25 protein-coding genes are annotated in these 26663 nt (G+C 62.4%); 16 read left to right on the top strand and 9 right to left on the bottom strand.

Annotated elements, in window-relative coordinates; translation table 11 throughout:
• Window positions 1-14: 14 nt before the first annotated feature.
• On the top strand, window positions 15-248 hold the full coding sequence (locus RCAS_RS25235; protein WP_157042647.1) for a hypothetical protein: 234 nt from the start codon (window positions 15-17) through the stop codon (window positions 246-248).
• A 588-nt stretch (window positions 249-836) separates the two neighbouring features.
• Here RCAS_RS25235 and RCAS_RS13425 read toward each other — a convergent pair.
• On the bottom strand, window positions 837-3398 hold the full coding sequence (locus tag RCAS_RS13425; protein WP_012121102.1) for a PBP1A family penicillin-binding protein: 2562 nt from the start codon (window positions 3396-3398) through the stop codon (window positions 837-839).
• A 141-nt stretch (window positions 3399-3539) separates the two neighbouring features.
• Between RCAS_RS13425 and RCAS_RS13430 the strand changes: the two genes are divergently transcribed.
• Window positions 3540-4373, top strand: a complete 834-nt coding sequence (locus RCAS_RS13430) for a metallophosphoesterase (RefSeq protein ID WP_012121103.1) — start codon at window positions 3540-3542, stop codon at window positions 4371-4373.
• Between the two features lie 78 nt (window positions 4374-4451).
• On the opposite strand, the gene RCAS_RS13435 is transcribed toward RCAS_RS13430, so the two are convergent.
• Both RCAS_RS13435 and RCAS_RS13440 read right to left on the bottom strand, forming a co-directional pair.
• On the bottom strand, window positions 4452-5252 hold the full coding sequence (locus tag RCAS_RS13435) for a DUF4058 family protein (protein ID WP_012121104.1): 801 nt from the start codon (window positions 5250-5252) through the stop codon (window positions 4452-4454).
• Window positions 5253-5300: 48 nt separating this feature from the next.
• Window positions 5301-6107: a DUF4058 family protein gene (locus tag RCAS_RS13440; protein WP_012121105.1), complete on the bottom strand. Its 807-nt coding sequence runs from the start codon at window positions 6105-6107 to the stop codon at window positions 5301-5303.
• Between the two features lie 57 nt (window positions 6108-6164).
• Here RCAS_RS13440 and RCAS_RS13445 point away from each other — a divergent pair, with 57 nt between their 5' ends.
• The 3 genes from RCAS_RS13445 to RCAS_RS13455 are packed head-to-tail and all read left to right on the top strand — an operon-like array spanning window position 6165 to window position 8082.
• On the top strand, window positions 6165-6431 hold the full coding sequence (locus tag RCAS_RS13445; protein ID WP_012121106.1) for a zinc/iron-chelating domain-containing protein: 267 nt from the start codon (window positions 6165-6167) through the stop codon (window positions 6429-6431).
• Between the two features lie 15 nt (window positions 6432-6446).
• A complete protein-coding gene (locus RCAS_RS13450) occupies window positions 6447-6878 on the top strand; it encodes a tetratricopeptide repeat protein (RefSeq protein WP_012121107.1) in 432 nt (143 codons plus the stop codon).
• A 1-nt stretch (window position 6879) separates the two neighbouring features.
• Window positions 6880-8082, top strand: coding sequence for an MFS transporter (locus RCAS_RS13455; RefSeq protein WP_012121108.1), 1203 nt, complete (start codon window positions 6880-6882; stop codon window positions 8080-8082).
• A gap of 175 nt (window positions 8083-8257) precedes the next feature.
• Here the strand turns inward: RCAS_RS13455 and RCAS_RS13460 are convergent, their stop codons facing one another.
• Window positions 8258-8551, bottom strand: a complete 294-nt coding sequence (locus tag RCAS_RS13460; protein ID WP_012121109.1) for a hypothetical protein — start codon at window positions 8549-8551, stop codon at window positions 8258-8260.
• Window positions 8552-8813: 262 nt separating this feature from the next.
• On the opposite strand from RCAS_RS13460, the gene RCAS_RS13465 reads away from it, so the two are divergent.
• The 9 genes from RCAS_RS13465 (at window position 8814) to RCAS_RS13505 (ending at window position 20166) form a co-directional block, all read left to right on the top strand.
• Complete coding sequence (locus RCAS_RS13465) at window positions 8814-9200, top strand: VOC family protein (RefSeq protein WP_012121110.1); 387 nt, start codon at window positions 8814-8816, stop codon at window positions 9198-9200.
• 37 nt (window positions 9201-9237) lie between these two features.
• Entirely contained in the window at window positions 9238-10401 is a 1164-nt protein-coding gene (locus tag RCAS_RS13470) for a Gfo/Idh/MocA family protein (RefSeq protein ID WP_012121111.1), read from the top strand.
• Between the two features lie 356 nt (window positions 10402-10757).
• The gene (locus tag RCAS_RS13475; protein WP_012121112.1) at window positions 10758-11756 is read left to right on the top strand and encodes a sugar phosphate isomerase/epimerase family protein; all 999 of its coding nucleotides are present in this window, start codon (window positions 10758-10760) and stop codon (window positions 11754-11756) included.
• A 21-nt stretch (window positions 11757-11777) separates the two neighbouring features.
• Window positions 11778-12554, top strand: a complete 777-nt coding sequence (locus tag RCAS_RS13480; protein WP_012121113.1) for an SDR family NAD(P)-dependent oxidoreductase — start codon at window positions 11778-11780, stop codon at window positions 12552-12554.
• Window positions 12555-12652: 98 nt separating this feature from the next.
• Window positions 12653-13075: a DUF4332 domain-containing protein gene (locus RCAS_RS13485; protein ID WP_012121114.1), complete on the top strand. Its 423-nt coding sequence runs from the start codon at window positions 12653-12655 to the stop codon at window positions 13073-13075.
• Window positions 13076-13317: 242 nt separating this feature from the next.
• Entirely contained in the window at window positions 13318-14478 is a 1161-nt protein-coding gene (gene xylA / locus RCAS_RS13490) for a xylose isomerase (protein ID WP_232280017.1), read from the top strand.
• A 281-nt stretch (window positions 14479-14759) separates the two neighbouring features.
• Window positions 14760-17756: a tandem-95 repeat protein gene (locus tag RCAS_RS13495; protein ID WP_012121116.1), complete on the top strand. Its 2997-nt coding sequence runs from the start codon at window positions 14760-14762 to the stop codon at window positions 17754-17756.
• Window positions 17757-17834: 78 nt separating this feature from the next.
• Window positions 17835-19355 (top strand): xylulokinase, encoded by a 1521-nt coding sequence (xylB, locus tag RCAS_RS13500; protein ID WP_012121117.1) that lies wholly within the window; start codon window positions 17835-17837, stop codon window positions 19353-19355.
• A 100-nt stretch (window positions 19356-19455) separates the two neighbouring features.
• Entirely contained in the window at window positions 19456-20166 is a 711-nt protein-coding gene (locus tag RCAS_RS13505; RefSeq protein WP_012121118.1) for a hypothetical protein, read from the top strand.
• A 132-nt stretch (window positions 20167-20298) separates the two neighbouring features.
• Here the strand turns inward: RCAS_RS13505 and RCAS_RS13510 are convergent, their stop codons facing one another.
• Window positions 20299-21450, bottom strand: a complete 1152-nt coding sequence (locus tag RCAS_RS13510; protein ID WP_012121119.1) for an SH3 domain-containing protein — start codon at window positions 21448-21450, stop codon at window positions 20299-20301.
• 225 nt (window positions 21451-21675) lie between these two features.
• Here RCAS_RS13510 and RCAS_RS13515 point away from each other — a divergent pair, with 225 nt between their 5' ends.
• Window positions 21676-22353 (top strand): VanW family protein, encoded by a 678-nt coding sequence (locus tag RCAS_RS13515; protein WP_012121120.1) that lies wholly within the window; start codon window positions 21676-21678, stop codon window positions 22351-22353.
• A 7-nt stretch (window positions 22354-22360) separates the two neighbouring features.
• On the opposite strand, the gene RCAS_RS13520 is transcribed toward RCAS_RS13515, so the two are convergent.
• A complete protein-coding gene (locus RCAS_RS13520; protein WP_012121121.1) occupies window positions 22361-22585 on the bottom strand; it encodes a DUF2267 domain-containing protein in 225 nt (74 codons plus the stop codon).
• A 104-nt stretch (window positions 22586-22689) separates the two neighbouring features.
• On the opposite strand from RCAS_RS13520, the gene RCAS_RS13525 reads away from it, so the two are divergent.
• Entirely contained in the window at window positions 22690-23094 is a 405-nt protein-coding gene (locus RCAS_RS13525; protein ID WP_012121122.1) for a Rid family detoxifying hydrolase, read from the top strand.
• Here RCAS_RS13525 and RCAS_RS13530 read toward each other — a convergent pair.
• From RCAS_RS13530 to RCAS_RS13540, 3 genes are read right to left on the bottom strand one after another with little or no spacing between them, the layout of a single operon-like run.
• A complete protein-coding gene (locus RCAS_RS13530) occupies window positions 23082-23681 on the bottom strand; it encodes a DJ-1/PfpI family protein (protein WP_012121123.1) in 600 nt (199 codons plus the stop codon). The genes RCAS_RS13525 and RCAS_RS13530 overlap by 13 nt on opposite strands.
• Window positions 23682-23734: 53 nt before the next feature.
• A complete protein-coding gene (locus tag RCAS_RS13535) occupies window positions 23735-25246 on the bottom strand; it encodes a M81 family metallopeptidase (RefSeq protein ID WP_012121124.1) in 1512 nt (503 codons plus the stop codon).
• Window positions 25243-26553 carry an aspartate aminotransferase family protein gene (locus RCAS_RS13540; RefSeq protein WP_012121125.1) on the bottom strand — a complete coding sequence of 437 codons (1311 nt, stop codon included), beginning with the start codon at window positions 26551-26553 and terminating at the stop codon, window positions 25243-25245. Before RCAS_RS13540 ends, RCAS_RS13535 begins: the two co-directional genes overlap by 4 nt.
• Between the last annotated feature and the right edge of the window lie 110 nt (window positions 26554-26663).

Raw genomic sequence — 26663 nt, forward strand, 5'->3', positions numbered from 1 at the left:
TGGCGAATCAACGAATGTGGTGCAGACCATGGCGTACCGGCGGCGTTCATGGGCGCGCCACCGGCGTTCGTTCATGGGCGCGCCACCGGCGTTCGTTCATGGGCGCGCCACCGGCGTTCGTTCATGGGCGCGCCACCGGCGTTCGTTCATGGGCGCGCCACGGGCGTTCGTTCATGGGCGCGCCTGAGGCGCGCCACGGGCGTTCGTTCACGGGCGCGCCACGGGCGTTCGTTCATGGGCGCGCCTGAGGCGCGCCCCTACTTATTTGATGGGCGCGCCACGGGCGTTCGTTCATGGGCGCGCTACGGGCGTTCGTTCATGGGCGCGCCTCAGGCGCGCCCCTACTTATTTGATGGGCGCGCCACCGGCGTTCGTTCATGGGCGCGCTACGGGCGTTCGTTCATGGGCGCGCCTCAGGCGCGCCCCTACTTATTTGATGGGCGCGCCACCGGCGTTCGTTCATGGGCGCGCCTCAGGCGCGCCCCTACTTATTTGATGGGCGCGCTACGGGCGTTCGTTCATGGGCGCGCCTCAGGCGCGCCCCTACTTATTTGATGGGCGCGCCACCGGCGTTCGTTCATGGGCGCGCCACCGGCGTTCGTTCATGGGCGCGCCACCGGCGTTCGTTCATGGGCGCGCCTCAGGCGCGCCCCTACTTATTTGATGGGCGCGCTACGGGCGTTCGTTCATGGGCGCGCCTCAGGCGCGCCCCTACTTATTTGATGGGCGCGCCTCAGGCGTTCGTTCATGGGCGCGCCTGAGGCGCGCCCCTACTTATTTGATGGGCGCGCCACCGGCGTTCGTTCATGGGCGCGCCTCAGGCGCGCCCCTACTTGTCATGGTGCGCTACGGACCTCGAATTCCACCACCGGGCTGCGCACGATCCGTCCGCTGGCATCGCGCCCTTCCGCCCACACCCGGTGGATGCCCGGCTGCAATTGCCAGAAGGCGCGTGGTGCAACGGCAACCGGCTCGCTATCGACGAAGACGGTCACTTCCTCGATGTCCCTGATCGCTCCTGCGGTGATGGCGATGCGTTGGTGTTCGATAGAAACCCCCGGACTCAGCGCAAACACCGCGCCATGTGCAGGAGATGTGATTACCAGAGGGATCGATTGCCAGGTGGAAACGTTCGTTTCTTCGCCTGTCTGCGCATTGCCGGCGGGATGCGCAGCATCGCGTCGCTCTCTGGCGCTGTCCGGCAGAAGCGGGCACACGGCGCGCGGCGGGCGCGGCACGCCTGCACTCACTGCCCACGGCTCGGCCTCCGGCGGCAGCAGACGGTAGATGCGCAGCATCGTGCGTGTCTGCGGATAATCGTCCGGCGCGCGGCATTCACGCGCCGGATCGACGCGCACCATCACGTGCGTGTCGTCGGGACGCTGCGGCGCAGTACCGGCAGCAAACCGTTCGAGGCGCGTCGCCGGGCAGACCGGCGACGGCAATAACCCGCCTTCGGCGCAAATGGTCACTTCGACAATCCCCGGCGGGGGCACGAACGAACGCGGCGGCAACCCCTGGTGCGCTGCCAGCATCACCTGCCGCCAGACCGGCGCTGCGCCCGTGACGCCGCTGACTGCTTCCATCCGCCGACCATCGGCGTTTCCGATCCACACGCCAACGGCCCGATCCGGCGTATACCCGATCGTCCAGTTGTCGCGCCAATCGGTGGTGGTGCCGGTTTTGACGGCTGCGGGACGGTCGATGTCGAGCGCGCCGCCGAATGCGCGCATACGGGCATACCTGTCGCTCAGCATGTCGCTGATCAGGTAGGCGATCTGCGGGTCGAGGGCGGGTAACGGCGCTTCTCGCGTCCTCGGCGTCGAAGTGTCGGGTAGTGATGCGCTGCTGATGTCTCGAATGGCATAGGGCGTCACCCGCATACCGCCATTCGCAAAAGCGGCGTAGGCGCCGGTCAATTCGAGTAACGTCACCTCGCCGCCGCCGAGGGTCAGCGCCAGCCCGAAGCGTCCCGGCTCGTCGCCAAGCGACCTGATCCCCAGGCGCGATGCCATCTCCAGCAGTGCCGGGATGCCGATGAAGTCGAGGGTACGAACGGCAGCGACATTCGAGGAGGTTGCAAGCGCCTCTCGCAGCGACAGCGGACCGTGAAACGCCCGGTCGTAGTTTTGTGGCGCATAGACGCGCCCATGAGCGTCGGTGAATGCCGTTGGTATGTCGAGAATAGTGGTTGCCGGCGTCCATCCGCGTTCGAGGGCCGCTGCGTAGGTGAGCGGCTTGATCGCCGAGCCAGGCTGGCGCAGCGCCAGCGCCGCATTGACCTGTCCCTGAATGGCATCGTTGGTGAAATCGGGGCTGCCAACCATTGCCAGGATCGCACCGTCACGCGGATTGAGCACAACAACCGCGCCATTGCGCGCGCGGCGGTCGGGGCTGCCGTCGCGGGGATTGGTAAGCGCCTCGAGGTGGCGGCGCAGCGCCAGTTCCGCTGCCTCCTGCAACCCCAGGTCGAGGGTTGTGGTGATCGTCAGCCCGCCGCGCGCCACGGCGTCGGGACCGAGTTCCGCCGCCAGTTGTTCCAGAACGAAAAAGACAAAGTGCGGCGCGCGCGGCAGGCATCCCGGCGTGACACAGTTGCTCCTGAAGTGCAATGGCTCATCGGCGGCGCTTTCCGCCTCGGTTGGGGTGATAAACCCCGTGCGAACCATGGCTGCCAGCACATCGCGCTGGCGAGCGCGCGCCGCGTCGGGACTGGCAAACGGATCGTAGCGCGACGGCGCCTGCGGCAGACCCGCGAGCAGTGCCGCCTCGGCAAGATCGAGGTCGCGCGCTGATTTGCCGAAGAACCGCTGCGATGCCGCCTCGACGCCGTAACTCATCGCGCCATAATAGGTCTGATTGAGGTAGAGTTCCAGGATTTCGTCTTTGGAGAGAACCGCCGTCAGTTTGAGCGCCAGAACGATCTCGCGCGCCTTGCGCTCCAGGCTACGCTCCTGTGCCAGCGTCGGATCGATCAGAAACGAACGCGCGAGTTGCTGCGTAATGGTGGAGCCGCCGGCAACGATCTGACCCTTGCGCAGATTGAGCCAGATCGCGCGCGCAATGCCACGGAGATCGATGCCGGGATTATCATAGAAACTGGCATCCTCGGCTGCAATCGTCGCCTGGATCAGTGCAGGCGACATCTGGCTCAAAGGAATAGGGCGGCGTTGTGCGCCCATTGGATCGGGCACACTGTACAGCAGGCGACCATGACGATCCAGCACGCGCGTTGCGCCGAGAGCGGCGCGCGCGCGCAGTCGCTCAGGGGAAGGCAGATCGGTCGAAACCCACAACCAGATGCACAGCAGCGCCAGCACTACGACGCCGGCGCCCGCAGCGCGGAGTGTCTCGCGGAAAAAACGACCCAATCGCTTTCCATCGGACCACTGCGCCACACTTGTTCCTTTCCTGCGCTGCCTGGAGGCTCGCGCATATCATAGCACATTCGTTGCGCGCATAGAATGAATGATGGATGACACGCGATTGATTCGCAACAAGAAGGTCTTGCCACATCGCGTTATGCGCGGTATCATTGAATGCACATCTATTATCTGAACAAGGACGTTCAGACTATGCGCATTATTGTGACAGCCGATCTCCACTACCGTCCGGCGAAGCGCGACTCTTACCTGGCGTTTGCCGAATGGGTGCGGCAACGCAACCCCGACTGCTTCATCATTGCCGGCGACATCGGTCATCCGCTCCGCCTCTTCCGGCGCGGGCTGCAACTCTTCCGCGATCTGACCTGCACGCGCGCCGTGATCGCCGGAAACCATGATGTCTACCGCAGCGACCACGACAGTCGCTCGCTCTGGGAGTCCTGGCTACCGCAGATTGCGCGTGAGGAAGGGTTCATCTGGCTCGAAAACGATGTGCTGACGCTCGGAACGCTCGGCATCTGCGGCACCATGGCGTGGTACGACTATTCATCGCGCGCGCCGCATCTTGCGCTGGGCGATCATGAGTACCGCGTATTGAAGGGAAGCGTGAATCATGACGCCGATTATATCGATTGGCCCTGGAGTGATCGCGCTATGGCGCGCTATCTGGCGAAAGGGTTCGCCAATCGTCTGGAGACGCTCATCGGCAATCCAGATGTTTCCCAGATTCTGGTTGTGACCCATGTGCCGATTATTGAAGCGGCAGTGCCGCGCGATCCTGAGAATGATTTCTGGAGCCTGATGAGCGCCTACCTTGGGAATCTCACCCTGGGGAAGTTCGTGCTCGACCAGCCCAAGGTGAGCCATATCGTCAGCGGTCACCTGCACCGCGCCGGTCGATGGACCATTTCGGGGCGTCATGGTCCCGTCGAGTGCCATGTTGTTGGCAGCCGCCCCGGCGAGCCAACAGCGGTCGAGTTGAACTTTTAGCGCACCGCGCGTTTCCCGGAACAAAGCCCAGAGTCTCGACTGGCGACTCGCACCTCTTGCGCTGAAACATATTGGTTCTCACCCGGCATCTCGCGGTTGCTGTCGCGCGTCCAGCCAGCGCCGCACCTGTTCACGCACCCAGGCGGCATCGGCGGGCGGCAGCGGCGGCGGCGGAACCGGGCGGGTGTAATCCACCGCGTCCGCATAGTGCGCGCGTGCATACGCCGTCTCGAACACCTGTTGCAGATTGAGCGTCACGTCGCCGAAATCTGCGGTCGTCGGCGCCAGAATGGTCGGCAGCGGGTCGCGCAGGTCGATGAACCATGCGGCGTAGCGATAGTCGGTTCCGCGCTTGAGCAGCACGCAGTAGTCGCTCTTGCCCGCCGTCGCCTCAAACCGCGTTCCAGCGCGCAGCAGGTCGATTTCAATCCAGTGGGTGCGCGACTCGAAGACGACCGACCGTTTGCGCTCGAAGGCGATGGCGCTCGGCGTGCCCGGCGTCTTGTTGGCAGGCGAGAGGAGTTCGATGATCGTCACCACACGGCGGGTGCGGGCGTCGCGGATTTCGATGAAACGTTCGCGCACTTCCGGTTCCGGCAGCGGCTCGATCAGCGTCGGTGCGGTATAATTGGCGTCGAGCGGCGCGGTGACGCCGGGGCGCGCTGGCGTGACCACCGCCAGGTCGGGAATGATCGCCCCTAGCGCAAGCGGGCTGTCATCTTCCGCCACGATCAGACGCTGCTCGATGGCGACGATGAAGCGCGGGCTTAGTTTCTCCGCCAGAACATCGCTGATGCCAACGATCAGCCGTGTGTGGACATCGGGCCAGAGATCGGGCGCTTCGAGGAACGGGTCCATCCCCGGAAATGGTGAGTGCATTTGCGTTCCTCCATTCGGATTACAGATTACAATGGCACGGTTGAGCCGTTAACTCTCCCCGGCATCTCGCGGTTGCTGTCGCGCGTCCAGCCAGCGCCGCACCTGTTCACGCACCCAGGCGGCGTCGGCGGGCGGCAACGGCGGCGGCGGAACCGGGCGGGTGTAATCCACCGCGTCCGCATAGTGCGCGCGTGCATACGCCGTCTCAAACACCTGTTGCAGATTGAGCGTCACGTCGCCGAAATCTGCGGTCGTCGGCGCCAGAATGGTCGGCAGCGGGTCGCGCAGGTCGATGAACCATGCGGCGTAGCGATAGTCGGTTCCGCGCTTGAGCAGCACGCAGTAGTCGCTCTTGCCCGCCGTCGCCTCAAACCGCGTTCCAGCGCGCAGCAGGTCGATTTCAATCCAGTGGGTGCGCGACTCGAAGACGACCGACCGTTTGCGCTCGAAGGCGATGGCGCTCGGCGTGCCCGGCGTCTTGTTGGCAGGCGAGAGGAGTTCGATGATCGTCACCACACGGCGGGTGCGGGCGTCGCGGATTTCGATGAAACGTTCGCGCACTTCCGGTTCCGGCAGCGGCTCGATCAGCGTCGGTGCGGTATAATTGGCGTCGAGCGGCGCGGTGACGCCGGGGCGCGCTGGCGTGACCACCGCCAGGTCGGGAATGATCGCCCCTAGCGCAAGCGGGCTGTCATCTTCCGCCACGATCAGGCGCTGCTCGATGGCGACGATGAAGCGCGGGCTTAGTTTCTCCGCCAGAATGCTGCGCATACCGCTGATTAACTCGGTATGCACATCGGGCCAGAGATCGGGCGCTTCGAGGAACGGGTCCATGCCGGGAAAGGGTGAGCGCATCGCAGCACCTCGCATATCATACCACGACGGTTTCAGTGTAGCACGTAGGAACATTGTATGCAATTAATCGAGTGTCGGGCAGGATGCGGGGCATGTTGCATTGCCCCGTCCATCTCGTCGCCAATTCCGGGGATGCCGCGCGGCAAGCCTGCTGGTATGCGCTGCATCCAATTGAGCGCCGACAATCGGTGCATGCTGTTTGGGAACCCTGAACGACCGGCAGTGTGCGCTTCGCTGCAACCGACCGTTGAGATGTGCGGAACGACCAACGAAGAAGCGTTCATTATCCTGACCATCCTGGAACGAATGACATCGCCGGAGTAGTGGAGGAACACATCGATGCCCGACGTCTCTGCACCGACGACGCCTATGTGGCGCCGATGGCTGGCGCACCTCTGGTATGGATGGGGCAATAGCCTGACGTATTGGGGGCTGCGCACGACGGATGTCAGTTTCTTTCGGGCTGCGGAAAGGGCGTATAGTCGCGCGATTGCGCTCTGGCCCGAATTCAGCGGCGCGTATTTTCAGCGTGGCATCATCCGTGAGCGCGAGCTCAATCAGCGTGCTGCCGGTTTGCGCGACCTGAGCCAGGCAATTGTGCTGTCACCGGAGTGGCCCGAACCGTATCTCCGCCGTGGTCTCATTCGACGATTCCACGGCAACCCGCACGATGCCATCGCCGACCTTGAACGTTATCTCGCGTTGAGCGGCGACTCCTCCTGGCGTGATGAGGCGGAGCGGCAGATCGCTGCGCTGCGGGCGGAATGCTGATATGCCGGACGAGACGCCGTGCAGCATCGCGTCGTCGGCTGCACCAACCCCTATCGCCGACCTGACGATGGCGCATCTGGTGATTGTCACGGGCGGTCGCCTGGCGCTGGTGGCGGCATTCCGCATTATCTACCCGCTGCAACCATTCCTGACCGGTGAGTTGAACGTTGATCTGCGCGCCGTCAGCGCCCTGATCACGGTGCAACTGGCCGCGTCGATGCTCAGTCCGATCGGCGGGGCGCTGGCGGATACTCGCGGTGAGCGCGCAACAATGAGCGGCGGGCTGGCAATCTTTGTGCTGGGGACGGCGCTGTGCGCGCTTTCCCCTTCATTTACCACCTTCTTGATCGGCTATACCCTGGTGGGGCTGGCAATCGCGCTCTATCAACCGGCGGCGCAGGCGTACCTGTCGGCGCGCACGCCGTATGCGCGGCGGGGGTGGGCATTGGGGGTATTCGAGACCTCATGGGCGTTGGGGGCATTGCTGGGGGTTGCACCCCTGATGCAGATCGTTCAGACGACACAGCAATCGATGCCAGCGTTCTGGGTGTTGTCCGCTGCCGGGTTGGCATCGCTGGCGCTGGTGTGGACATTGCTGCCGGACGGATCGCGCAATCTTCGAGCAACGGCGCACCGGATCGACTGGCGGGCGCTGCGCGCGCCAGGTCCACTCCTGGCGCTGCTGTTCGTGGCATCGACTCTCTGTGCGTATGACCTGATCCAGATCGTGCAGGCGCCCTGGCTGCGTGAAACCCTTGCGGTGAATGAGGCGCAACTGGGGCAACTGGTCGCGCTGGCAGGAATTGGCGAACTGATCGGCGCGATGGGAGTCGCACTCCTGGGTGACCGATTGGGCATTCGGCGCACGACTGCCGCCGGATTTCTCCTGGCGGCGATGTGCGTGGCGGCGTTACCATTTGTCGGGCGGGAGTGGACGTGGTTGCTGCCGGTCTATCTGCTGCTGTATCTCTCCTTTGAGTATGCAATTGTGGCAGCGTTCCCGCTGATCTCGGCGGTGGCGCCGACAGCGCGCGGGACCATGCTGGCGCTCAGCGCTGCTGCCATCGGCGCCGGAAGGGTTGCCGCCTCACTGGTCGCCACGTCACTCTGGCTGACGTTGGGGATCGGTTGGACGGCGATGATCACAGCGACGATCCTCTGTGGATCGCTTCTCTGCCTGCTGGCGGTGAAACCGAGGGAGTAACGAGAACTGAGAACCGAGAACCAGTGACCTCTCTCCTTGCTCTTGCCTCGCGCCTTGCGTCTTGCGCCTTGCGCCTTGCGCCTTGCGCCTCGCCCCTCATCCCCTCGCGCCTTGCGTCTTGCGCCTTGCGCCTCGCCCCTCGCCCCTCGCCCCTCGCCCCTCATCCCCTCCCGCTCTAGGGAAAAAACGCATCAGGCGGCAACGGCGCAACATCCGCCAGCGTAACGTGCAATGCCAGTTCTTCGCGCCGCACATCGGCGACGCGCCCCTGAAACCGACGATCCTCGTGTCGCCAACGCACAATATCTCCTACACGGACATCGATATGTTCCGGGCGAATGTACGCACCCTCAAAGTTGATGCTGAACCCATCCTGGCACAACTCGTCGACCGGTAGGCTGGTGTAGCGCCGCCCATACCCGCGCCGATCGACATCCACAGTCAGCAGACGACGCTCGGTCCGACTCACACGCATTTCCTCGAAAGCGGATCAACATTCGCGCTATTATAGCATCACCTTGACGCGCTTCTCAGGCTGCGGTATACTCACTGGCGATATCCGCGCATTCAGAACATATCGCCCGCCTGGCAGATCCCGTTCACGAGCAATGGCACTGTGTACGACAATGCAGTCGTGCAGATCCGTATCCCCTCACCGGGGGCTGTACGCCGTGCGCCGTATCTCAGCGCCAGCCCTGAAAAATCCGCTCCGCCCGCAATGAGGAGGGCTTATGACACGTCCACGAGTGCAGCACGTGAGCATTCCGCGTCCACCCGGCAGCGATGAAGCCACCCGCGCCTTTTACGGAGCGCTGCTCGGACTTGAAGAAATACCCCCTCCCTCGGCAATCGCCCATCTCGATGTTCTCTGGTATCGTCTGGGTGATGTCGAACTCCATCTGTTCGCTGAGGAACCGCACCCCGATTATTCCGGCAGGCACTTTTGCATCGAAATCGATAATCTTGAAGCACTGCGCGCGCGATTGAACGCCGCCGGCTACACGGTTGAGGATACTATCGCAATCCCTGGTCGTCCACGGTTTTTCTGCTGTGATCCGTTTGGCAATCGGATCGAATTCACCACGATTGTCGATGATTATCTGAAGTATCAGGCATAACATACCAGCCTGCTCTGAAGTGGAAAGGGCATCCGAGATGTCAAACACAATTGGCGTTGGTCTGGTCGGCTACAAATTTATGGGCAAGGCGCACTCAAATGGGTACCGCCAGGTTGCCGCGTTCTTCCCGGATGTCGCGTTGCGCCCGGTGATGAAGGCGATCTGCGGGCGCGATGAGACGGCAGTGCGCGCTGCGGCGGCGCAGTTCGGCTGGGAAGAGTACGAGACCGACTGGAAAAAACTGGTCGCCCGCGACGACATCGGGCTGATCGATGTCTCGACGCCGGGCGATACCCACGCTGCAATCAGCATCGCCGCCGCCGAGAATGGCAAGCACGTCTTCTGCGAGAAGCCGCTGGCGAACACCCTCGCCGAGGCGCGACAGATGCTCGATGCGGTGCAGCGCAACAAGGTCGTCGGCATGGTCAACTTCAACTATCGCCGCGTTCCGGCGGTGCAACTCGCCAAATCGTTAATCGACTCGGGTCGCCTGGGGACGATCTATCACTGGCGTGCTGTCTATCTGCAAGACTGGATCATGGACCCGAATTTCCCGCTGGTCTGGCGCTTGCAGAAGGATGCCGCCGGTTCGGGAACGCTGGGCGATCTCGGCGCACATATCATCGATCTGGCGCGCATGCTGGTCGGTGAAATCACCGAGGTGACGGGGCTGACCGAAACCTTCATCAAGCGTCGGCCGACGCTTGCAGCGACGACCGGTGGGCTGGGTGCTGCGGCCGGCGCGGAGATGGGTGAGGTGACGGTCGATGATGCGGCGCTGTTTCTGGCGCGCTTTGCTAACGGCGCCGTTGGCACATTCGAGGTGACGCGCTTCGCCAAGGGTCGCGCGAACTGCAACAGTTTCGAGATCAACGGCAGCAAGGGGAGTGTGCGCTTCAACCTTGAGCGGATGAACGAACTCGAAGTGCTGCTCGACGACGAGATGCCCGATGTCGCCGGATTCCGCACGGTGCTCGTCACCAACGGCAATGCCCACAAATATCTGAGCGCCTGGTGGCCCGCCGGTCACATCATCGGCTGGGAGCATACCTTCACGCACGGCATCTACGATTTACTGAACGGAATTGCGGCGGGCGTCTCGCCTGCGCCGACGTTCGAGGACGGTCTGCGCTGCCAGGCGATCCTCGACGCCGTCGAGCGATCAGCCGGAAGCAAGCAGTGGGTGGAACCAGAGTATTAGCGGCGAGGTTGAAGGTCGCAGGTGCGACGATTGAACCGAGGGGGCGTCCCTTCCCGCGACGGGGCGGGGCGCAGACCCGCCCTCGCGCCAGACCGAGGGGGCGTCCCTTCCCGCGACGGGGCGGGGCGCAGACCCGCCCTCGCGCCAGACCGAGGGGGCGTCCCTTCCCACGACGGGGCGGGGCGCAGACCCGCCCCCGCGCCAGACCGAGGGGGCGTCCCTTCCCGCGACGGGGCGGGGCGCAGACCCGCCCCCGCGCCAGACCGAGGGGGCGTCCCTTCCCGCGACGGGGCGGGTCTGAGACCCGCCCCAACAGAAGGCGGGTCTCAGACCCGCCCCAACAGGAGAAAAAATCTATGCCACGACCAGTCACTCTTTTCACGGGCCAGTGGGCGGATCTGCCGCTGGCAACGCTAGCCGCCAAAGCCAAAAGTTTCGGCTACGACGGATTGGAGCTCGCCTGCTGGGGCGACCATTTTGAAGTCGATAAAGCGCTCGAATCCGACCGCTATATCCGCGAAAAGCGCGAACTGCTCGAACAGCACGGCTTGCAGTGCTTCGCCATCAGCAACCACCTGGTCGGTCAGTGCGTGTGCGACAACATCGACGAACGCCACAAAGCGATCATCCCGGCGCGCATCTGGGGGGACGGTGATCCCGAAGGGGTGCGCCAGCGCGCCGCCGAAGAGATGAAGAACACCGCTCGCGCCGCCGCTGCGTTCGGCGTCAAGCAGGTCAACGGTTTCACCGGGTCGTCGATCTGGCACTTGATCTATTCCTTCCCGCCCAACATTCCCGCACAGGTCGAGGCGGGGTACGCCGATTTCGCCGCACGCTGGAATCCGATTATGGACGTATTCGATGAGGTGGGGGTGCGCTTCGGCTTGGAAGTGCATCCGACCGAGATCGCCTACGATATTGTGACAACCGAGAAAACCCTGGCGGCGATTGGGCGCCGACCGGCATTCGGCATCAACTTCGATCCTAGCCATCTGATCCATCAGTTTGTCGATCCGGTGCTGTTCATCGAAACATTTGCCGACCGTATCTACCATGTGCATGTGAAGGAGAGCCGCCGCAACCTGAACGGGCGCACGAGCATTCTGGCGTCGCACCTCAACTTCGGCGACCCGCGTCGCGGCTGGGATTTCGTGTCGCCAGGGCACGGCGATATTCAGTGGGACCCGATCTTCCGTGCGCTGACCCGCATCGGCTATAACGGTCCCTTGTCGGTCGAGTGGGAAGACAGCGGCATGGACCGCGAGTTCGGCGCGGCGGAAGCGTGCGCATTGGTGAAGAAGAGCGACTTCCCTCCCAGCGCAGTCGCCTTCGATGCCGCATTCCAAAAATCGTGATGCGCAACAGCCGGAGCATGTATGACTCGTTCGCTCGAAGGAAAAGTCGCAGTTGTGACCGGCGCCAGCCGCGAAATCGGTGCTGCCATGGCGGAGATACTGGCAGCGCATGGGTGCGCGGTGTTGGCGGCGCACTTTGGTGAGGCAGAACGCGCAACAGTGGTCATCGAACGCATCCGCGCAACGGGCGGGCGCGCACTGGCATACGATGCCGATCTGTCGAGCATTACGGCGAACCGGGCGCTGATTACCTGTGCAGTAGACGCCTTCGGGCGCGTCGATATTCTCGCGGCGAATGCCGGTCTCACAATCAGCGCACCCTTCCTCGATACAACCGAGGAGCAGTGGGATACGCTTTTCGATCTGAATGTCAAAGGGTCATTCTTTGCGGCGCAGGCGGCAGCGCGCCAGATGATCGCCCAGGGCAACGGCGGGCGGATCGTCTTTTCCGCGTCGGTGACCGGTGTGCAGGCAATTCCCGGATTGAGCGCCTATGGCATCACCAAAGCGGCGCTGCGGCACATGGCAAAAACCCTGGCGTGCGAACTCGGTTCATATGGCATCACCGTCAATGCGCTGGGCATCGGCGCCATTCTGAATGAGCGCAACCGAACCGATGACCCGGAGTACGAAACGCACTGGGGAAGTGTGACCCCGACCGGGCGCGTCGGTCTGCCCGCTGATGTTGCGCAGGCGCTGCTCTTCCTGGTATCGCCGGGGGCAGCGCACGTCACCGGTCAGACGCTCATTATCGACGGCGGGTGGACGTTGACCAGCCCGCTGCCGCCGTCTTCCTGACTCCTGGTATCATACGCGCGGCGCAGAAGCGCCAGAGGATGCGTTCCAACCCAGAACAGGCATCCGCGCATATGACAACCAGGAGAGAGGAGGAGAGAATGAAACTGGCGCAGGTCGAAGGACTCGAACCGGATGTGATTGCCCGTCTCAGTACGCTCGGCATCGACACAACGAACGATCTCCTTACCCGGGGTGCAGAACCTGCCGGTCGTGCTGAGATCACCGGTGCTGTCGGCTTGAGCGAACCGACGCTGCTGGCCCTGTTGTTCCGCGCCGATCTAGAACGGGTGCGCGGCGTTGGTTGGGACTACGCCGGGTTGCTGGCAGAAGCGGGGGTCAGCACCGTGACCGATCTGGCATACCGGCAGGCTGAGGAACTGCACAAGCGTATGGCGGCGATCAACGCTGAACGCAGCCTGGTCAAGCGTGTTCCATCGCTGGCGCAGGTGAGCGCCTGGATCGATCACGCGCGCACGCTGCCCGCCATCCTGCGGTTCGGCGGTGGCGGCGAAACATACTGAACCATCGGTCCGGCGCCCTTTGGACAACCTGATCTATTTATCTGGAGGTGCCCTGTTATACCAATATACCAATGACGATTGACGATGCCGCATGCTGGTCATTCCGAGCCCTTCGCTTCGCTCAGGGTAAACGCAGCGAGGAATCTGCGCGGGTCGCGCACGACCCCTCGCTCTGCGCGGGGTGACCATGCCGGATGGTCACAGGGAATTGGTATTAGAAGTGAGAGGCTCCGATGAGCGACATGTACGAACCCAAACCCGAACACAAGTTCACTTTCGGTCTCTGGACGGTCGGCAATATCGGACGTGACCCGTTCGGCGAGCCGGTGCGCCATCCGCTCTCGCCGGTCGAGATTGTCCATCTCCTGGCGGATGTCGGCGCGTATGGCGTCAATTTTCACGATAACGACCTGATTCCGATTGATGCAACGCCAGCCGACCGTGATCGTATCCTGCGTGAGTTCAAGGCGGCGTTACAAGAAACCGGGCTTGTCGTGCCCATGGCGACGACGAACCTCTTCGCCGATCCGGTCTTCAAGGATGGCGCATTTACGTCAAACGACCCAAAGGTGCGCGCCTATGCGCTGCAAAAGACCATGCGCGCCATCGACCTGGGAGTCGAATGCGGCGCAAAGGTGTATGTCTTCTGGGGCGGACGCGAGGGAGTGGAGAGCGATGCCGCAAAGGACCCGCAGGAAGGGCTGAAGCGCTATCGTGAGGTAATCAACTTTCTCTGCGCCTATGTCAAAGATCAGGGGTACGACCTGAAATTCGCACTCGAACCAAAACCGAACGAGCCGCGCGGCGACATCTACCTGGCGACCGTCGGGCATGCACTGGCGTTCATCAACACGCTCGACCACCCCGACATGGTCGGGCTGAACCCGGAAGTCGCGCACGAAACAATGGCGGGGCTGAACTTCCTGCACGGCGTTGCGCAGGCATGGGACGCCGGCAAACTGTTCCATATCGACCTGAACGATCAGGTGATCGGGCGCTACGATCAGGACTTCCGCTTTGGCGCGGTGAATCTGAAAGCAGCGTTCTTTCTGGTGCGCTTCCTGGAGAATGTCGGTTACCAGGGAAGCCGTCACTTCGATGCGCACGCCTACCGCACTGAGGATTACGAAGGGGTCAAGACGTTTGCGCGCGGCTGTATGCGCACCTACCTGATCCTGAAAGAAAAGGCGCGTCGTTTCGACGGGGATGCCGAAATTCAGGCGCTGCTCGCGGAAATCACAGCTGACGACGGCACGATGGCGCCGTTTCAGGGTGGCTACAGCCGCGACAAGGCGGATGCACTCAAGGCGCATCCGTTCGATCGCGTCGCGTTGGGGCGGCGCGGGCTGGCGTATGAGCGTCTCGACCAACTGACCAACGAGTTGCTGCTGGGTGTACGCTAAACGACCGGTAAAATAACGATTTTTTCATTTCGAAGCGCGCTGTAACGCAGCGCGCTTTGGTTTTTAAGGCTTGCGAACGAGGATTTTTCAACTCTTTCGCTCTGAATAACGATCTTTTCAGAATGATTGACGATGGGTGCTACGAATGAATATAGTGCGATTGTCCGACGTTCGAGTAAAGCAAAGAGGGTGATCCTCGTCCGAATCACCGTCCGATGCGCGCGTGTGTCAGCGTCGAGCGCCAAGGGGAAGAGTGTCAGCGCATCTGTCAGGAGGCGAGTATGCTGTGTGTGCGTCGTTGGATGCTGGTGTGGACCCTGATGGTCGTACTCCTTGGCGGATTGCCCGCCGGACCGGTCGCTCTTCGAGATGAACCGGCGGCTCTGGCGCAGAGCACTCCCGAAGCACCGCAGCCGGGCGATGTGTTTCGTGAGTTTGTATTTCCGCAGCGCCTGACTCTCTGTTTTCGACCATCGAACCCTGCATCGTGCAACAATGTTCCGAGAGAGCGTTCCGCCGGGCTGACGTTCAATCCGGCAGGCGCAACGCGGGCTGAACTGGCCGTCGAATACTGGGGCGGACACATCGGCACACGCCAGCATTTCCGGGTCAATAGTCAAGACTACTGGCAGCCGCTGCCACCGATCCAGAACGTTCCCTCCGGCGCTCGACAGCAGTGTTACTTCCGCACCATTCTGGGGGGCACGCTGCCGCTCGATTTGAGTCAGTTGCGCAATGGCGAAAATCGTTTCCGATTCACCATTGAGCATAACAATCAATACGGCCAGGATACGCAATGTCCCGGCAACTTTGGTTGGGGTACAACCTATATCTATGGCTTTACTGCGCGGCTGTACTATACGCCTGGCAGCATCCCCGCTCCGAGCGGCAGCATTACCTCACCCGCAGAGAACACGTCCATTGGTGAGATGCCGCAGATCACCGTCCAGGCAACGCCTCCCGCCGGAAGGACGATTGCGCGCGTCGATGTGATCGGCGAATACCTTGACTATGACTGGGATGGCGACGGCGTGCTGCGCGAGTGGCAGTATCAACTGGTGCGTGGGCAGATGCAACGCCATATCGGTTGGGCAGTGCGCGACGGCAGTGTGTACCGTGTGGTGTGGAATACCACCTGGATACCGGATCAGGTCGATGCCGACGGAAACCTGCTGCCGGTGCGCCTGATGGCGCGGATCACCGACAGTGACGGGGTTTCGTTCATGACTGCCGCGCGCACGGTCTGGTTTCAGCGCAGCGGGCGCCAGGTGCGGATGTACACCTCCTCGCACGACCGCGATAACCAGCGTGTCTACGGCGTACCGCAGAATTTCGGTCCGCGCAATATGAGCACGTCAACGCCGCCGCTTACGACAACCATCACGATTGCGGACAACCCGGCCGGCGCCGCCTCAGCGCGCATGATCATTCATACCTGGGCAGGCGACCAGACCAAAGAAGAGCCGACGGTGCGCGATCGAATCACGATCAACAATGCGACAGTTGTCAATGTGAATGGCTCTCCCCCTACCCCGCCAATCGGCGCCGATCATCACTGGAGCTTCGACTGGCGCGATGTACCGGTATCGGCGCTGATCCAGGGGGATAACCTCTTCGGCGTGTGGACCAATCGCCAGGGACATCATCTGGAGATCCAATGGCCCGGTCCGGCAATCATGGTCGAACGAGTTGATGCACCATATGCGCACGATCAGGTCATCGTCACCCCGGAAGACACCCCGATCACCATTACGCTGACCGGCTCGACGCCTTTTCTCAACCCGCTGACGATTACCCCAAGCACGGGTCCGTCGCGCGGAACGCTTGGCGGCACAGGCGCCACGCGCGTCTATACCCCACAGACCAATTATAACGGCTTGGACCGGTTTGACTTTCGCGTTTTCAGCAGTGATGGCGAGGATACCGGAACCATTCATATTGTCGTTACCCCGGTGAACGATGCACCGGTGCTGAATCCTGCGCCGCGAACGTTCCCCGCCATTCCTGAAGACGTTCCCGATACCGGCAATTCAGGAACGACGGTGGGTGCATTGCTCAGCGGTACGGTCACCGATCCCGACCCTGATGCGCTTCCCGCAGGGGTGGCGCTGACCGGCGCGAGCGGCAATGGAACCTGGCAATACTCACTCGACGGCAATGCCTGGCTGGATGTCGGCACAGTGGCGCCAACCAGCACCCTGCTGCTCGAACCATCGGCGCGGCTGCGGTTCCGCCCGGCGCCGAATTTCTTTGGTCAGGCAAGCATCACCTATCGCGCCTGGGATCGTAGTGATGGACTCGCCGGCGGTCAACGCAACGTCAACCCCGGCAACGGTGGCGGAACCAGCGCCTACAGCAGCGTCACGGCAACTGCGACGGTTACCGTGACACCGGTTAACGATCCGCCAGAGATCGCACTGTCCGATGGCGTTACAACAACCCATGTTCTGACGCCGTTCAGCATCAGCGGTTCATCCTTCGACATTGATAACGAAACATTGACCGTGACCGTCAATTTTGGCGATGGCGCATCGGCGCAGACCACTGCGTCCCCCCCGGATCGAGCATTCACATTCACCCATGCCTATCAACGCAGCGGAACCTACACCGTCACAGTGACGGTGCGCGACTCGGAGAACGCGACCGCCAGTTCCTCATTTGTGATGCGCGCAATCAACGACCCGCCAACTGTGACGTTCAATGCCGATAACCCTGCAACTGCGCATATTTTCACCCCGTACAACGGCGCCGGTTCGTTCTTTGATGCCGAGAACGACAATATTGCTCTTCAGATTGACTTTGGCGACGGCACAGCGACTCAGTCGCTCACTGCTTCGCCGGATGGCGCCTTTACCTTCAGCCATCAGTACCAGCGTAGCGGAACCTACACGATCACAGTGACCGCGCTCGACACCGAATCCGCCACCCGCGCAACACAGGTTGTGCGGGTCGTCAATGACCCGCCAACCGTGCGGGTGAACGCCCCGGGTCAGGTCCGGCTTGGTGAGACGTTCATTGGTGCAGGCTCATTTGCCGATATTGAAGAGGTTGCGCTGAGTTCCTGGACTGCGACCGTCGATTACGGCGATGGCGGCGGACCGCAACCATTGACGCTGTCCGGCGATAAGACGTTCGTTCTGAACCATGCCTATGCAGAGGAAGGAATATATACCGTGACAGTGCGCGTGACCGATGTCGAGGGCGCTGTTGGAGTTGCAACCATCTCTGTGCGTGTATCGCGGTTCTTCTTTGTGCATATTCCGCTGGTTACACGATAGCCGGCGAATGTCTTGACGATCCTCCAGAACGCGCTATGATCTCTGGAGGATCCGCTTTGCCACTTAAGGAACATACCCATGCCCGCCTATCTTCTCGGTCTTGATATCGGCACCACCGGCGCCAGAGCGTTGCTCTGCGATGAAAATGGCCAGGTTCTGGTGGTCGCAACCGCTGAATACCCGCTCTCGACGCCCCAACCGCTCTGGAGCGAGCAGAATCCAGAGGACTGGTGGCGCGGCGCATGTGAGGCGCTTCGCACCGTCGTGGTGCAGGCAGGCGTTGCGCCGGAGCAGATTGCAGGATTGGGATTGACCGGACAGATGCATGGGTCGGTCTTTCTCGACGAACAGGATCGAGTTCTTCGTCCGGCGCTCTTATGGAACGACCAGCGCACGGCTGCGGAGTGCGCCGAAATCACGCAGCGCGTTGGCGCCGAACGTCTGATTGCCATTGCCGGAAACCCGGCGCTGACCGGGTTTCAGGCGCCCAAGATTCTCTGGCTGCGCAATCACGAACCAGAGCATTATGCGCGAGTCGCGCAGGTGCTTCTGCCGAAGGATTATATCCGCCGCAAACTGACCGGCATCAGCGCCACCGATGCCGCCGACGCCGCCGGTACCCTGTTGCTCGATCTGCGGCGTCGCGATTGGAGCGCTGAAATCCTGGCAGCGCTCGACATTCCGCGCGCCTGGCTTCCGCGCGTGTTCGAGGGACCAGAAGTCACCGGAGGTCTGCTGACAGAGGTTGCCACAGACCTGGGATTGCCCGCCGGTCTGCCGGTCATCGCTGGCGGCGGCGACAATGCAGCGGCAGCGGTCGGCTCTGGCATTGTGCAGCCCGGCATCGTCAGCAGTAGCATCGGCACCAGCGGCGTGATTTTTGCCCATTCCGACGAGATTGCGCTCGATCCGCAAGGTCGCCTGCACACCTTCTGCCACAGTGTGCCGGGACGGTACCACCTGATGGCGGTCACGCTGGCGGCAGGCGGTTCGTTCCGCTGGTTCCGCGATACATTACGCGCGGTTGCCGGTCAGAACCTCGGCTACGACGATCTGACCGCGCTGGCGGCATCGGTTTCGCCTGGCGCCGAAGGGTTGATCTTCCTGCCCTATCTCAGCGGTGAACGCACGCCGCACCTCGATCCGCTGGCGCGCGGCGCGTTCATTGGGTTGACGGCACGCCACACCCTGGCGCACATGGCGCGTGCCGTCATGGAAGGGGTGGTGTTCTCACTGCGCGACGGGCTGGAGATTATGCGCAGCCTGGGCATTGCGCCGGCACAGATCCGCGCTACCGGCGGCGGGGGCAAAAGCCCGCTCTGGCGACAAATGCAGGCAGACATCTACGCTACCGATGTGGCAACGCTGGCGGCTGAAGAGGGACCTGCATACGGCGCGGCGCTGCTCGCCGGGGTTGGCGCAGGGGTCTTCCAGGATGTGGACGATGCTGTAGCCCGCTGCGTGAGGCTGACCACGACGACTAAGCCCGATGATCGCGCCGTCGTGCGATACGATGAGGTTTATGCCATCTACCGCGATATGTATGCCATCCTGTGCAGCGGCATGCATCGCCTGGCGCATGTTGCGATCACCCCGTAACTGGACGCTTCAAACGAGCGGTACATCAGCAGAACACTACGCTACACTTGTCGGGGCAGGTCTCAGGCTTGCCCCAGTCCCCTTCTAGAGAGAGTGAGCCTTGAGCACGTTCGACTACGCGAACCAGGCGCTGCGGTACGACATAGCGGCATACGCCAAAGCATTGCGCACCATTGTCGAAGCGCTGCCCGCAGCGCGATCATTGTGCGATAACGTCCTCAAAGAGGTGCGTCTGGCGCAGGCATTGCTGGCATTCGCCAGCAGCCCGCCGATTGCAACACTGGCGCAGATCGCCTACACCATCAGCAATCTCTGGCCCTATCGTGAGCAATCACTTGCGCGCACGCTCGGCTTCTCCGACGAGATCAACGAGGCGCGCGCCTACCGCAACGAAGCGCAGCGCGCGCTGACGATGCTGGCGCGCCACGCATCGAACGACCCGCTGGCGCATGAACTGATGACCTGTTTCAATCATATTGTCGCTTATCTGGAAGAAGAAGAACGCCTGTTGATTGAATGCGATCAGGCGATCCGTCCGCACGCCAAGAACATGGAGATCACCCGCAAACGTCTGAATCTCCTGATTGCCGCCATCGACGCGCGCCTGCCTGCAACCCCGGAAACCACCGCCCTCCTCGCATCGTATAGCGAAGCCTCCCGCCTGCTCCACGATTGGGAGAGTGGCGTTCCTCTCGACGAGCGTGGCATTGCAATCCTGGATACCTGCCTCGACCTGCTCGAACCAGCCTGCCTGGTCTTCCCACCAGCCGCACTGAGTCCCGCTAGAGGGGGTTATACCAATTCCCTGTGAACATCCGGCATGGTCACCCCGAACAGCGCGAGGGGGTCGTGCGCGACCCGCGCAGATTCCTCGCTGCGCTCGGAATGACAAGTCGCTGCGCTCGGAATGACACGCATGCGGCATCTTCAATCGTCATTGGTATTAGGGGTTAGGGGTGACCGGTACCTGGCGCGCAAGAGCGGGAGGTACTGCGAGCAACGATGCGCTGACCCATCCCGTCGCTGCCGGCGCGCGCACACGGTACCAGCGCTGGTTGGCGCTGCGCTCGATGATGATGACGGCATCCTGCACATTCATCTGCCCCACGATGCTGCCTGCCCCTGGCGCACTTCGAATAGGACCGGCGCGCACCGCAGCCACGGTCGGCTCAGGGGTGCGCTGCAAGGCGCGCGCCTGCGCTGGTGCGGTAATGGTCACCCTGCCGTTGATGTTGCCGAGATCGATGCGGAAGGTGATGGAAAACAGATTCGATGGCTGCTGGCGAACATTGCCAGAGGCAATCACGTGAACCCGTCGCAGCACTCCATCGCTACAGAGCCAGAGTTGCACAACTCCCCGTCGGATGTCGAGATCGAGCGACGCACTCGTATTCGTCGCCCGTGGCGGCACAAGTGGACGTCCCAGCGCTCCCAGCGCCGCCGACGCGACGTCGGGACCCGCCTGATACGCGGTGCAGCGCCGCCCATCGATGGTTTCGGTGCGACCGCGGGTCATTTCCGCCAACGGCAGCGCATTACCCAATCGCCGTAACAGGTCTTCGAGACGGTAGGGGGGCGCCAGAAATGATGGCGCATTTGAGCCAATCGTGTACCAGACTGGCTCGGTCACGCCATGGATGGGGAGCGGACCGACCGCATAGGTAACCCCATTTGCGTACACCGCAGTGATGCCGGCAGTCGGGTCGATACCCTGGCGCAGGAGTTCTGGCGAGCGCATGACGAAGGCAAAGTTCGCGCCATGATACTCGCCATTGTAGTCGATCAACGTCTCCTCGCGCGCGCTGCGAGCGCCGGCCACGACGCCGGCTGCACGAATAGATACATGCATCTGATAGGACGACGCCTGTGATGTGCGTTCCAGCGCTGCTTCGAGCAGGCGGACGGTGTCATTCGCCGTTGCGCCCGGCGTGGTGGTCGGACGTGGCGTGCCGCCTGGCGCGGCAGGCTGACGCGGAGGCGTGGGGGTGACGGTGATGATAGTCTGCGCCTGCACCGGACGACCGCTCGACCCCGGAAACGCCGCGCTCGCCAACAGCGCCGCGCTGACCATCAGAACCAACAGACGAAGATGCATGGCTCGCCAGTTGTGTCATCGACTATCTCAGAGTTCATAGTATACCTCAGGCAGCGACTGAAGGGGGTGGTACTTTACGGTGAACATTCACATCCCACGACGCTCCGTTTGCATGTTTAGAACAATTGTTCTATAATTGATGCCCCTGCCTATTGTTCATACCCACCCTGCGCAGCAGGCAGGCATCGTGTGCAGGCTATGCAATATGAGCAGAGGAGGCAGGCAATGCTCCGCGCGCCAGAATCGCCCCGCCTTGCGATCATCGTCCTGATGCTTAGCGCTGCCATTCTGTACCTGGACTATCGGTATGCACCTTCATCCGCTCTTTTTGATCGGTCGCTTCAGGAGCATCCCGCACTCGCGCTTCTCTGGTCTCAGGCGATAGGAGCAACGACCGCATTCGCGAACTCGCCATCGATGCGTTTTATTCTGGTCGGCGAAAGCGCGCCCTTGAGCCTGAGGGGTGATGTCGGCTACAATGTTCGCGCAGCGCTCGATGCCCGCAACGGCGCGCTGCGCGATGTCATCATTCGTCCGGGTGAGACGTGGAGTTTCAACGCCAGTGTCGGTTCGCCCGCGCACGTGAACGTGCGCGTCGTCGCCGGCGTGCCTGGCGGGGGATGGTGCGACCTTGCGAGCCGCTATGTGCAGGCGCTGCGTCCGGTGTTGCCGCCTGAAGCGTTCGCCTTCCCAGACCATGTGCGCACTGCCGGCATCGGGTTGCTGAATGTTGCTGACGAGGACGCAGTCGCCATCTGGAACATCGACGGCCAGCCCGGTTCATTCGGCGGGCGCCAGGATTTGCAGATCACCAACACGACTGATACGACGCTTCGGTTGGTTGTAGTTGAAGGAGCATTGCCGGATCAGATCGTTGTGCGAGCATTGATGATTGCAAACTGAACGCTGGCTACCCGTCCTTCTTGCTTCCCATAAACCCGCCAAGTCCTTTCAGGACCGACTCGGCCGCTCCTGCAACAGCGCTGGCGTCAGCAGCGAGCACTGCTTCTACCTGACCTGCGATGGGCGCTGGCAGTTTCTCTTTCAGAAAATCTGCGACCGTTCTGACCGCCATGTGCGCCTGTGCTTCGGTAATGCCGGCTTTCTCAGCAACAAGTTGCACCAGGGTTGCCATGATTTTCCTCCTTCTTCCATCCGGTGCGACAAAACTATGGTACCATAGTTCGAGAGGCATTGCAGGCGCGGCAACGTCGCCTGACGCACAGCAGGAGGCTCGCAGTGGAGCACATACACATCCTCACCGACGCCGCTCCGGTTCCACACGGCGCATACGATCAGGCTATCCGTGTCGGCAATATGGTCATCACATCGAGCTATATGGGGCTGCATCCGAGTCACGCGGGCATTATCACCGGCGGCTTCGAAGCGGAATTTCGCCAGGCGATGCACAACATCGCCGCCGTGCTTGCGGCAGCCGGATGTACGCTGCGCGATGTGGTGCGTGTGAATGTGTCGCTCACCGATTTGCAGAAATATACCGAGATGGATCGGCTCTACCGCGAATATTTTCACCCGCCCTACCCGACGCGCCGCACGATTGGGGTCAAGGAACTACTCGGCGGCGCGCAGGTTGAGATCGATGTGTGGGCGATTGTGCAAGAGGACCGCGGTCACTCCCAGTAGTCGTACTCGATGCCAAGTGCAGTGGCGCGCGCGACGTCGGCGCCATACAACCGCCGAACGACGTGCAGCGCCACGTCGATGCCGGCGCTTACCCCGGCAGCGGTGATGATGTCGCCGGTATCGACCCAGCGCTCGTCTTCGACGACTTCCACCTCCGGGAAGCGTTCACGCATTTCGCCGATCCGCTCCCAGTGCGTAGTTGCCGGACGACCGCTTAGTAGCCCGGCTTGAGCCAGCAGGAAACTGCCGGTGCAGACACTGACCGTCAGTTCCGCTTCTTGTGCGCGTGTGCGCACCCATTCCACCACATGGTTGCGCCCCAGCGCGGCGCGAACACCCGCGCCTCCCGGAATGACCAGGACATCAACCGTTTGGCATTCATCGATTGACCACTCCGGTTGCACGACCAGCCCGTTGCGGCAGCGCACCGGCGCTGTCGACTCGGCAACGGTAAACACGTCCATCAATCGCTCGTGATCGCCGGTCAGGTTGCGCACCGAACTGAATACCTCGAAGGGACCGGCAAAATCGAGCAACTCAACGTCGTCGAAGATCAGGATCGCAACTGTTCGTTTGCGTAGCGTCATAGGCAACTCCTTTCTCTTTGACGAACGGGCGAGTGCATTCATTGTACCCGATTTTACGATTCTTCGGATGTGCTCAGCGGGTCGAGTGGGAATATTGGGCGTCGCAGGTGGCGGTATGGAAAGCGGTTGAGGTTGGCGCTGCACAACCCGGCGGTGTCCATTTCGATGACGCCAGCGGCGATGGGCAGGTAGGCGGCGCGGTAGGCGACGGCTGATTTGACGACGATGATCTTCTGCTGTTCGGGAATAATTCCTGCACCACGCAACTGTGCAAGGTCGAACGGCGGCGTCTTCCGTTCGGTGAGCAGAATATTGATCCCATCGACGCGCAGCCAGGCAGTGCGCCCCATCCGAATCGTGTCACCGTAGAATGCTGCGAAGTGGTTGTCCTTCCGTTCGCAGGTGAATTCGCCGTCGCTGAGCCGACGCACTACGCCGTGCACCAGGACCGGCGCGCCATGCCAGCGGTCCACCTTGCCGCCGACCAGTGTTTCGACGACAGCGCCTTCGCCTGCCACCCAACACGCTGCGACTGCCTCCGGGTCCGCAATCACGACGGTTGCCTCGCGTGCGCGGGCATGGAGGAGCGCGCGCAGAGCGTCCGTGCCGTCGCCCGGCGTGCCGCCGCCGATGTTGTCGGCTGAATCGACCAGAATGATCGGTCCGCCTGGCATCTCCAGGGCACGCTGGACTGCGGAGTCGGGCGAGGATAGCGCGGGTCGCGCAGCGGAGCGGTGCGCCATCAGGATGCCAGCGAGTTCGTCGGCATAGCGGCGGGCGCGCTCGCGATCGTCATCGGTGGCGACGATGATGCTGGCGCCGGTGTCGGGTGTGTCAGCGTAGGCGAATCCTGCCATGACGCAGATAGCGATCACGCGCGGGTCACGACGCAGTTCGGCAGCGCGCGCATGCACTGCCGCCAGCGGCCGGTCATCCGTGCCGGTCGCCTGCGGCGGCAGCAGAAGCGGCAATTGCACCAGGACGGCGGTTGGACGGATGGCGCGCTGCACCAGGCGCGCCATGAGCGCTGCCGCTTCTTCACCCCGCGCGAAGGCGTCGATATGCGGATTGGTGTTAAAGGCGACGGCAACATCGACACAGGCGACGCTCCGTGCACTGATGTTGCCGTGCATATCGAACTCGACAACGATAGGAACAGCAGGTCCGATCAGCGTTCGCACCCGCACCAGGAGATCGCCTTCCACATCACGTTCGCTTTCGGCAACCATAGCGCCATGCAACGCGAGCAACACGCCATCGAGCGGCATTGCCGCCGCCAGCCGGTCCAGCAATTCATCGCGCAAGGCGTGGTACGCGGCATCATGCACAACGCCTCCAGGCATTGCGGCGGCGTAGAGCGTCGGGATTGCTTCCAGACCGGCAGCAGCGCATCCCACGAGCATGCCGCCGATGCCGGAACTGCTTCCTGCCAGAGCGTGCAGCAGGGCATCGCCACGCACCAGTGATTGCGCGACGAACGCGGCCAGATCGGTCGGCGGTTCGGCAAAGGTGTGCGTTTCGTGGATGATGCCGCCAACCGCAATCCGTGGTCGTCGCCCGATCATAGCGTCTGCACCTCCGCCAACGCCGCATCGACAGCATCGAGGGTCTGCTCGATCTGCTCCTGAGTGTGCGCCGCCGAGAGGTACCAGATACCGCGGTCGAGCACGCGCACCCCGCGTTGGAGCAGTGCAACCTTGAAGCGCCCATAGCGCTCCTTATCGCAGTGCAACGCATAGTCGCGGTATTCGCGGATGGCGCTGAGTTCGGTAAACGCCACGTGAAACGCTGCCGGAAATCCCTGAACGAGCACCGGAAGATCACGGCGATGCGCCAGGGCGCGGATTCCATCCATTAGCATGGTCCCCAACGCCTCAATGTGGCGATACACGGCGCCGTTATCACGCTCCAACTCCGCGAGCGCCGCCGCCGCCGCCGCCATCGACACCACATTCCCGTTGAAGGTGCCCGAATGATTGACATCGCGCGCAAAGCGTTCCATATAATCGCGCCGTCCGACGAGCGCCGCCACAGCAAACCCGCCGCCCATCGCCTTGGCGAAGACTGCCAGATCGGGGGTGACGCCGAAGCGCCCCTGCGCGCCAGACAGCCCCAGCCGGAAGCCGGTAATGACTTCGTCCATGATGAGCAGGACGCCATACTGATCGCAGAGCCGCCGTAAGCCTTCCAGAAAGCCGGGTGTGGGCGGAATGGCGCCGGTGTTGCACATCATTGGTTCGGTCAACACTGCGGCGATCTCGCGCCCGCGTTCGGCAAAGAGGCGCTCCGCCAGCGTCAGGTCGTTCCATGGCAGAACGAGCGCATCCTCTTGTACGCCGGGCGTCTGTCCGGCGCTCCCTGGAACAAGGCGCGGGCATTCGCGCGGACCAGCCTGTTCTGGTGGGGGAGCGACGCTGAGGAGCACATTATCGAACCAACCGTGGTAGTGCCCCTCGAAACGCAGGATGCGCCGGCGCCCGGTGACTGCGCGCGCCAGACGCATTGCTGCCTGCACCAGTTCCGAGCCGCTCATGCCGAAGCGACACATCCCGGCGCACGGGATCAGGCGCACCAGCGTCTCGGCGACCTCGATTTCGAGTTCGTGCTGCCCGGCGAACAGTTGCCCCCGACGCATCGCCTGTTCGACAGCCGCGAGCACGGCAGGATGCGAATGCCCCAGGAGCAGCGGACCCTGACCCAGCACATAGTCGATGTATGGATTGCCATCGACATCGGTGAGAATGGCGCCTTCCGCCTGTGTGAAGAAGAGCGGAAATGGACGCTCGGCAGCGCGCACATTGCTGGCGACGCCGGCCGGCAGCACGCGCCGCGCGCGTTCGAGGAGTTGTTGCGAGCGAGACCAGTCGATCATTGTCGGATCCTAAAGCAGGCTCCATCGGGATGACGAGTACTGTTAGGCGGTTGCCCGTGCACGCCCTCATGCCATACAGCATATCATACCGTAGGAGCCGTGCTGCGTAG

The sequence above is a fragment of the Roseiflexus castenholzii DSM 13941 genome (genome assembly GCF_000017805.1).
Taxonomy (GTDB): domain Bacteria; phylum Chloroflexota; class Chloroflexia; order Chloroflexales; family Roseiflexaceae; genus Roseiflexus; species Roseiflexus castenholzii.

Bases quoted from the DNA above. Each gene is read 5' to 3' on its own strand.
- RCAS_RS25235 (WP_157042647.1), top strand. From the start codon at position 15: ATGTGGTGCAGACCATGGCGTACCGGCGGCGTTCATGGGCGCGCCACC.
- RCAS_RS13430 (WP_012121103.1), top strand. From the start codon at position 3,540: ATGCACATCTATTATCTGAACAAGGACGTTCAGACTATGCGCATTATT.
- RCAS_RS13435 (WP_012121104.1), bottom strand. From the start codon at position 5,252: ATGCACTCACCATTTCCGGGGATGGACCCGTTCCTCGAAGCGCCCGAT.
- RCAS_RS13440 (WP_012121105.1), bottom strand. From the start codon at position 6,107: ATGCGCTCACCCTTTCCCGGCATGGACCCGTTCCTCGAAGCGCCCGAT.
- RCAS_RS13445 (WP_012121106.1), top strand. From the start codon at position 6,165: ATGCAATTAATCGAGTGTCGGGCAGGATGCGGGGCATGTTGCATTGCC.
- RCAS_RS13450 (WP_012121107.1), top strand. From the start codon at position 6,447: ATGCCCGACGTCTCTGCACCGACGACGCCTATGTGGCGCCGATGGCTG.
- RCAS_RS13455 (WP_012121108.1), top strand. From the start codon at position 6,880: ATGCCGGACGAGACGCCGTGCAGCATCGCGTCGTCGGCTGCACCAACC.
- RCAS_RS13465 (WP_012121110.1), top strand. From the start codon at position 8,814: ATGACACGTCCACGAGTGCAGCACGTGAGCATTCCGCGTCCACCCGGC.
- RCAS_RS13470 (WP_012121111.1), top strand. From the start codon at position 9,238: ATGTCAAACACAATTGGCGTTGGTCTGGTCGGCTACAAATTTATGGGC.
- RCAS_RS13475 (WP_012121112.1), top strand. From the start codon at position 10,758: ATGCCACGACCAGTCACTCTTTTCACGGGCCAGTGGGCGGATCTGCCG.
- RCAS_RS13480 (WP_012121113.1), top strand. From the start codon at position 11,778: ATGACTCGTTCGCTCGAAGGAAAAGTCGCAGTTGTGACCGGCGCCAGC.
- RCAS_RS13485 (WP_012121114.1), top strand. From the start codon at position 12,653: ATGAAACTGGCGCAGGTCGAAGGACTCGAACCGGATGTGATTGCCCGT.
- xylA (WP_232280017.1), top strand. From the start codon at position 13,318: ATGTACGAACCCAAACCCGAACACAAGTTCACTTTCGGTCTCTGGACG.
- RCAS_RS13495 (WP_012121116.1), top strand. From the start codon at position 14,760: ATGCTGTGTGTGCGTCGTTGGATGCTGGTGTGGACCCTGATGGTCGTA.
- xylB (WP_012121117.1), top strand. From the start codon at position 17,835: ATGCCCGCCTATCTTCTCGGTCTTGATATCGGCACCACCGGCGCCAGA.
- RCAS_RS13510 (WP_012121119.1), bottom strand. From the start codon at position 21,450: ATGCATCTTCGTCTGTTGGTTCTGATGGTCAGCGCGGCGCTGTTGGCG.
- RCAS_RS13515 (WP_012121120.1), top strand. From the start codon at position 21,676: ATGCTCCGCGCGCCAGAATCGCCCCGCCTTGCGATCATCGTCCTGATG.
- RCAS_RS13520 (WP_012121121.1), bottom strand. From the start codon at position 22,585: ATGGCAACCCTGGTGCAACTTGTTGCTGAGAAAGCCGGCATTACCGAA.
- RCAS_RS13530 (WP_012121123.1), bottom strand. From the start codon at position 23,681: ATGACGCTACGCAAACGAACAGTTGCGATCCTGATCTTCGACGACGTT.
- RCAS_RS13535 (WP_012121124.1), bottom strand. From the start codon at position 25,246: ATGATCGGGCGACGACCACGGATTGCGGTTGGCGGCATCATCCACGAA.
- RCAS_RS13540 (WP_012121125.1), bottom strand. From the start codon at position 26,553: ATGATCGACTGGTCTCGCTCGCAACAACTCCTCGAACGCGCGCGGCGC.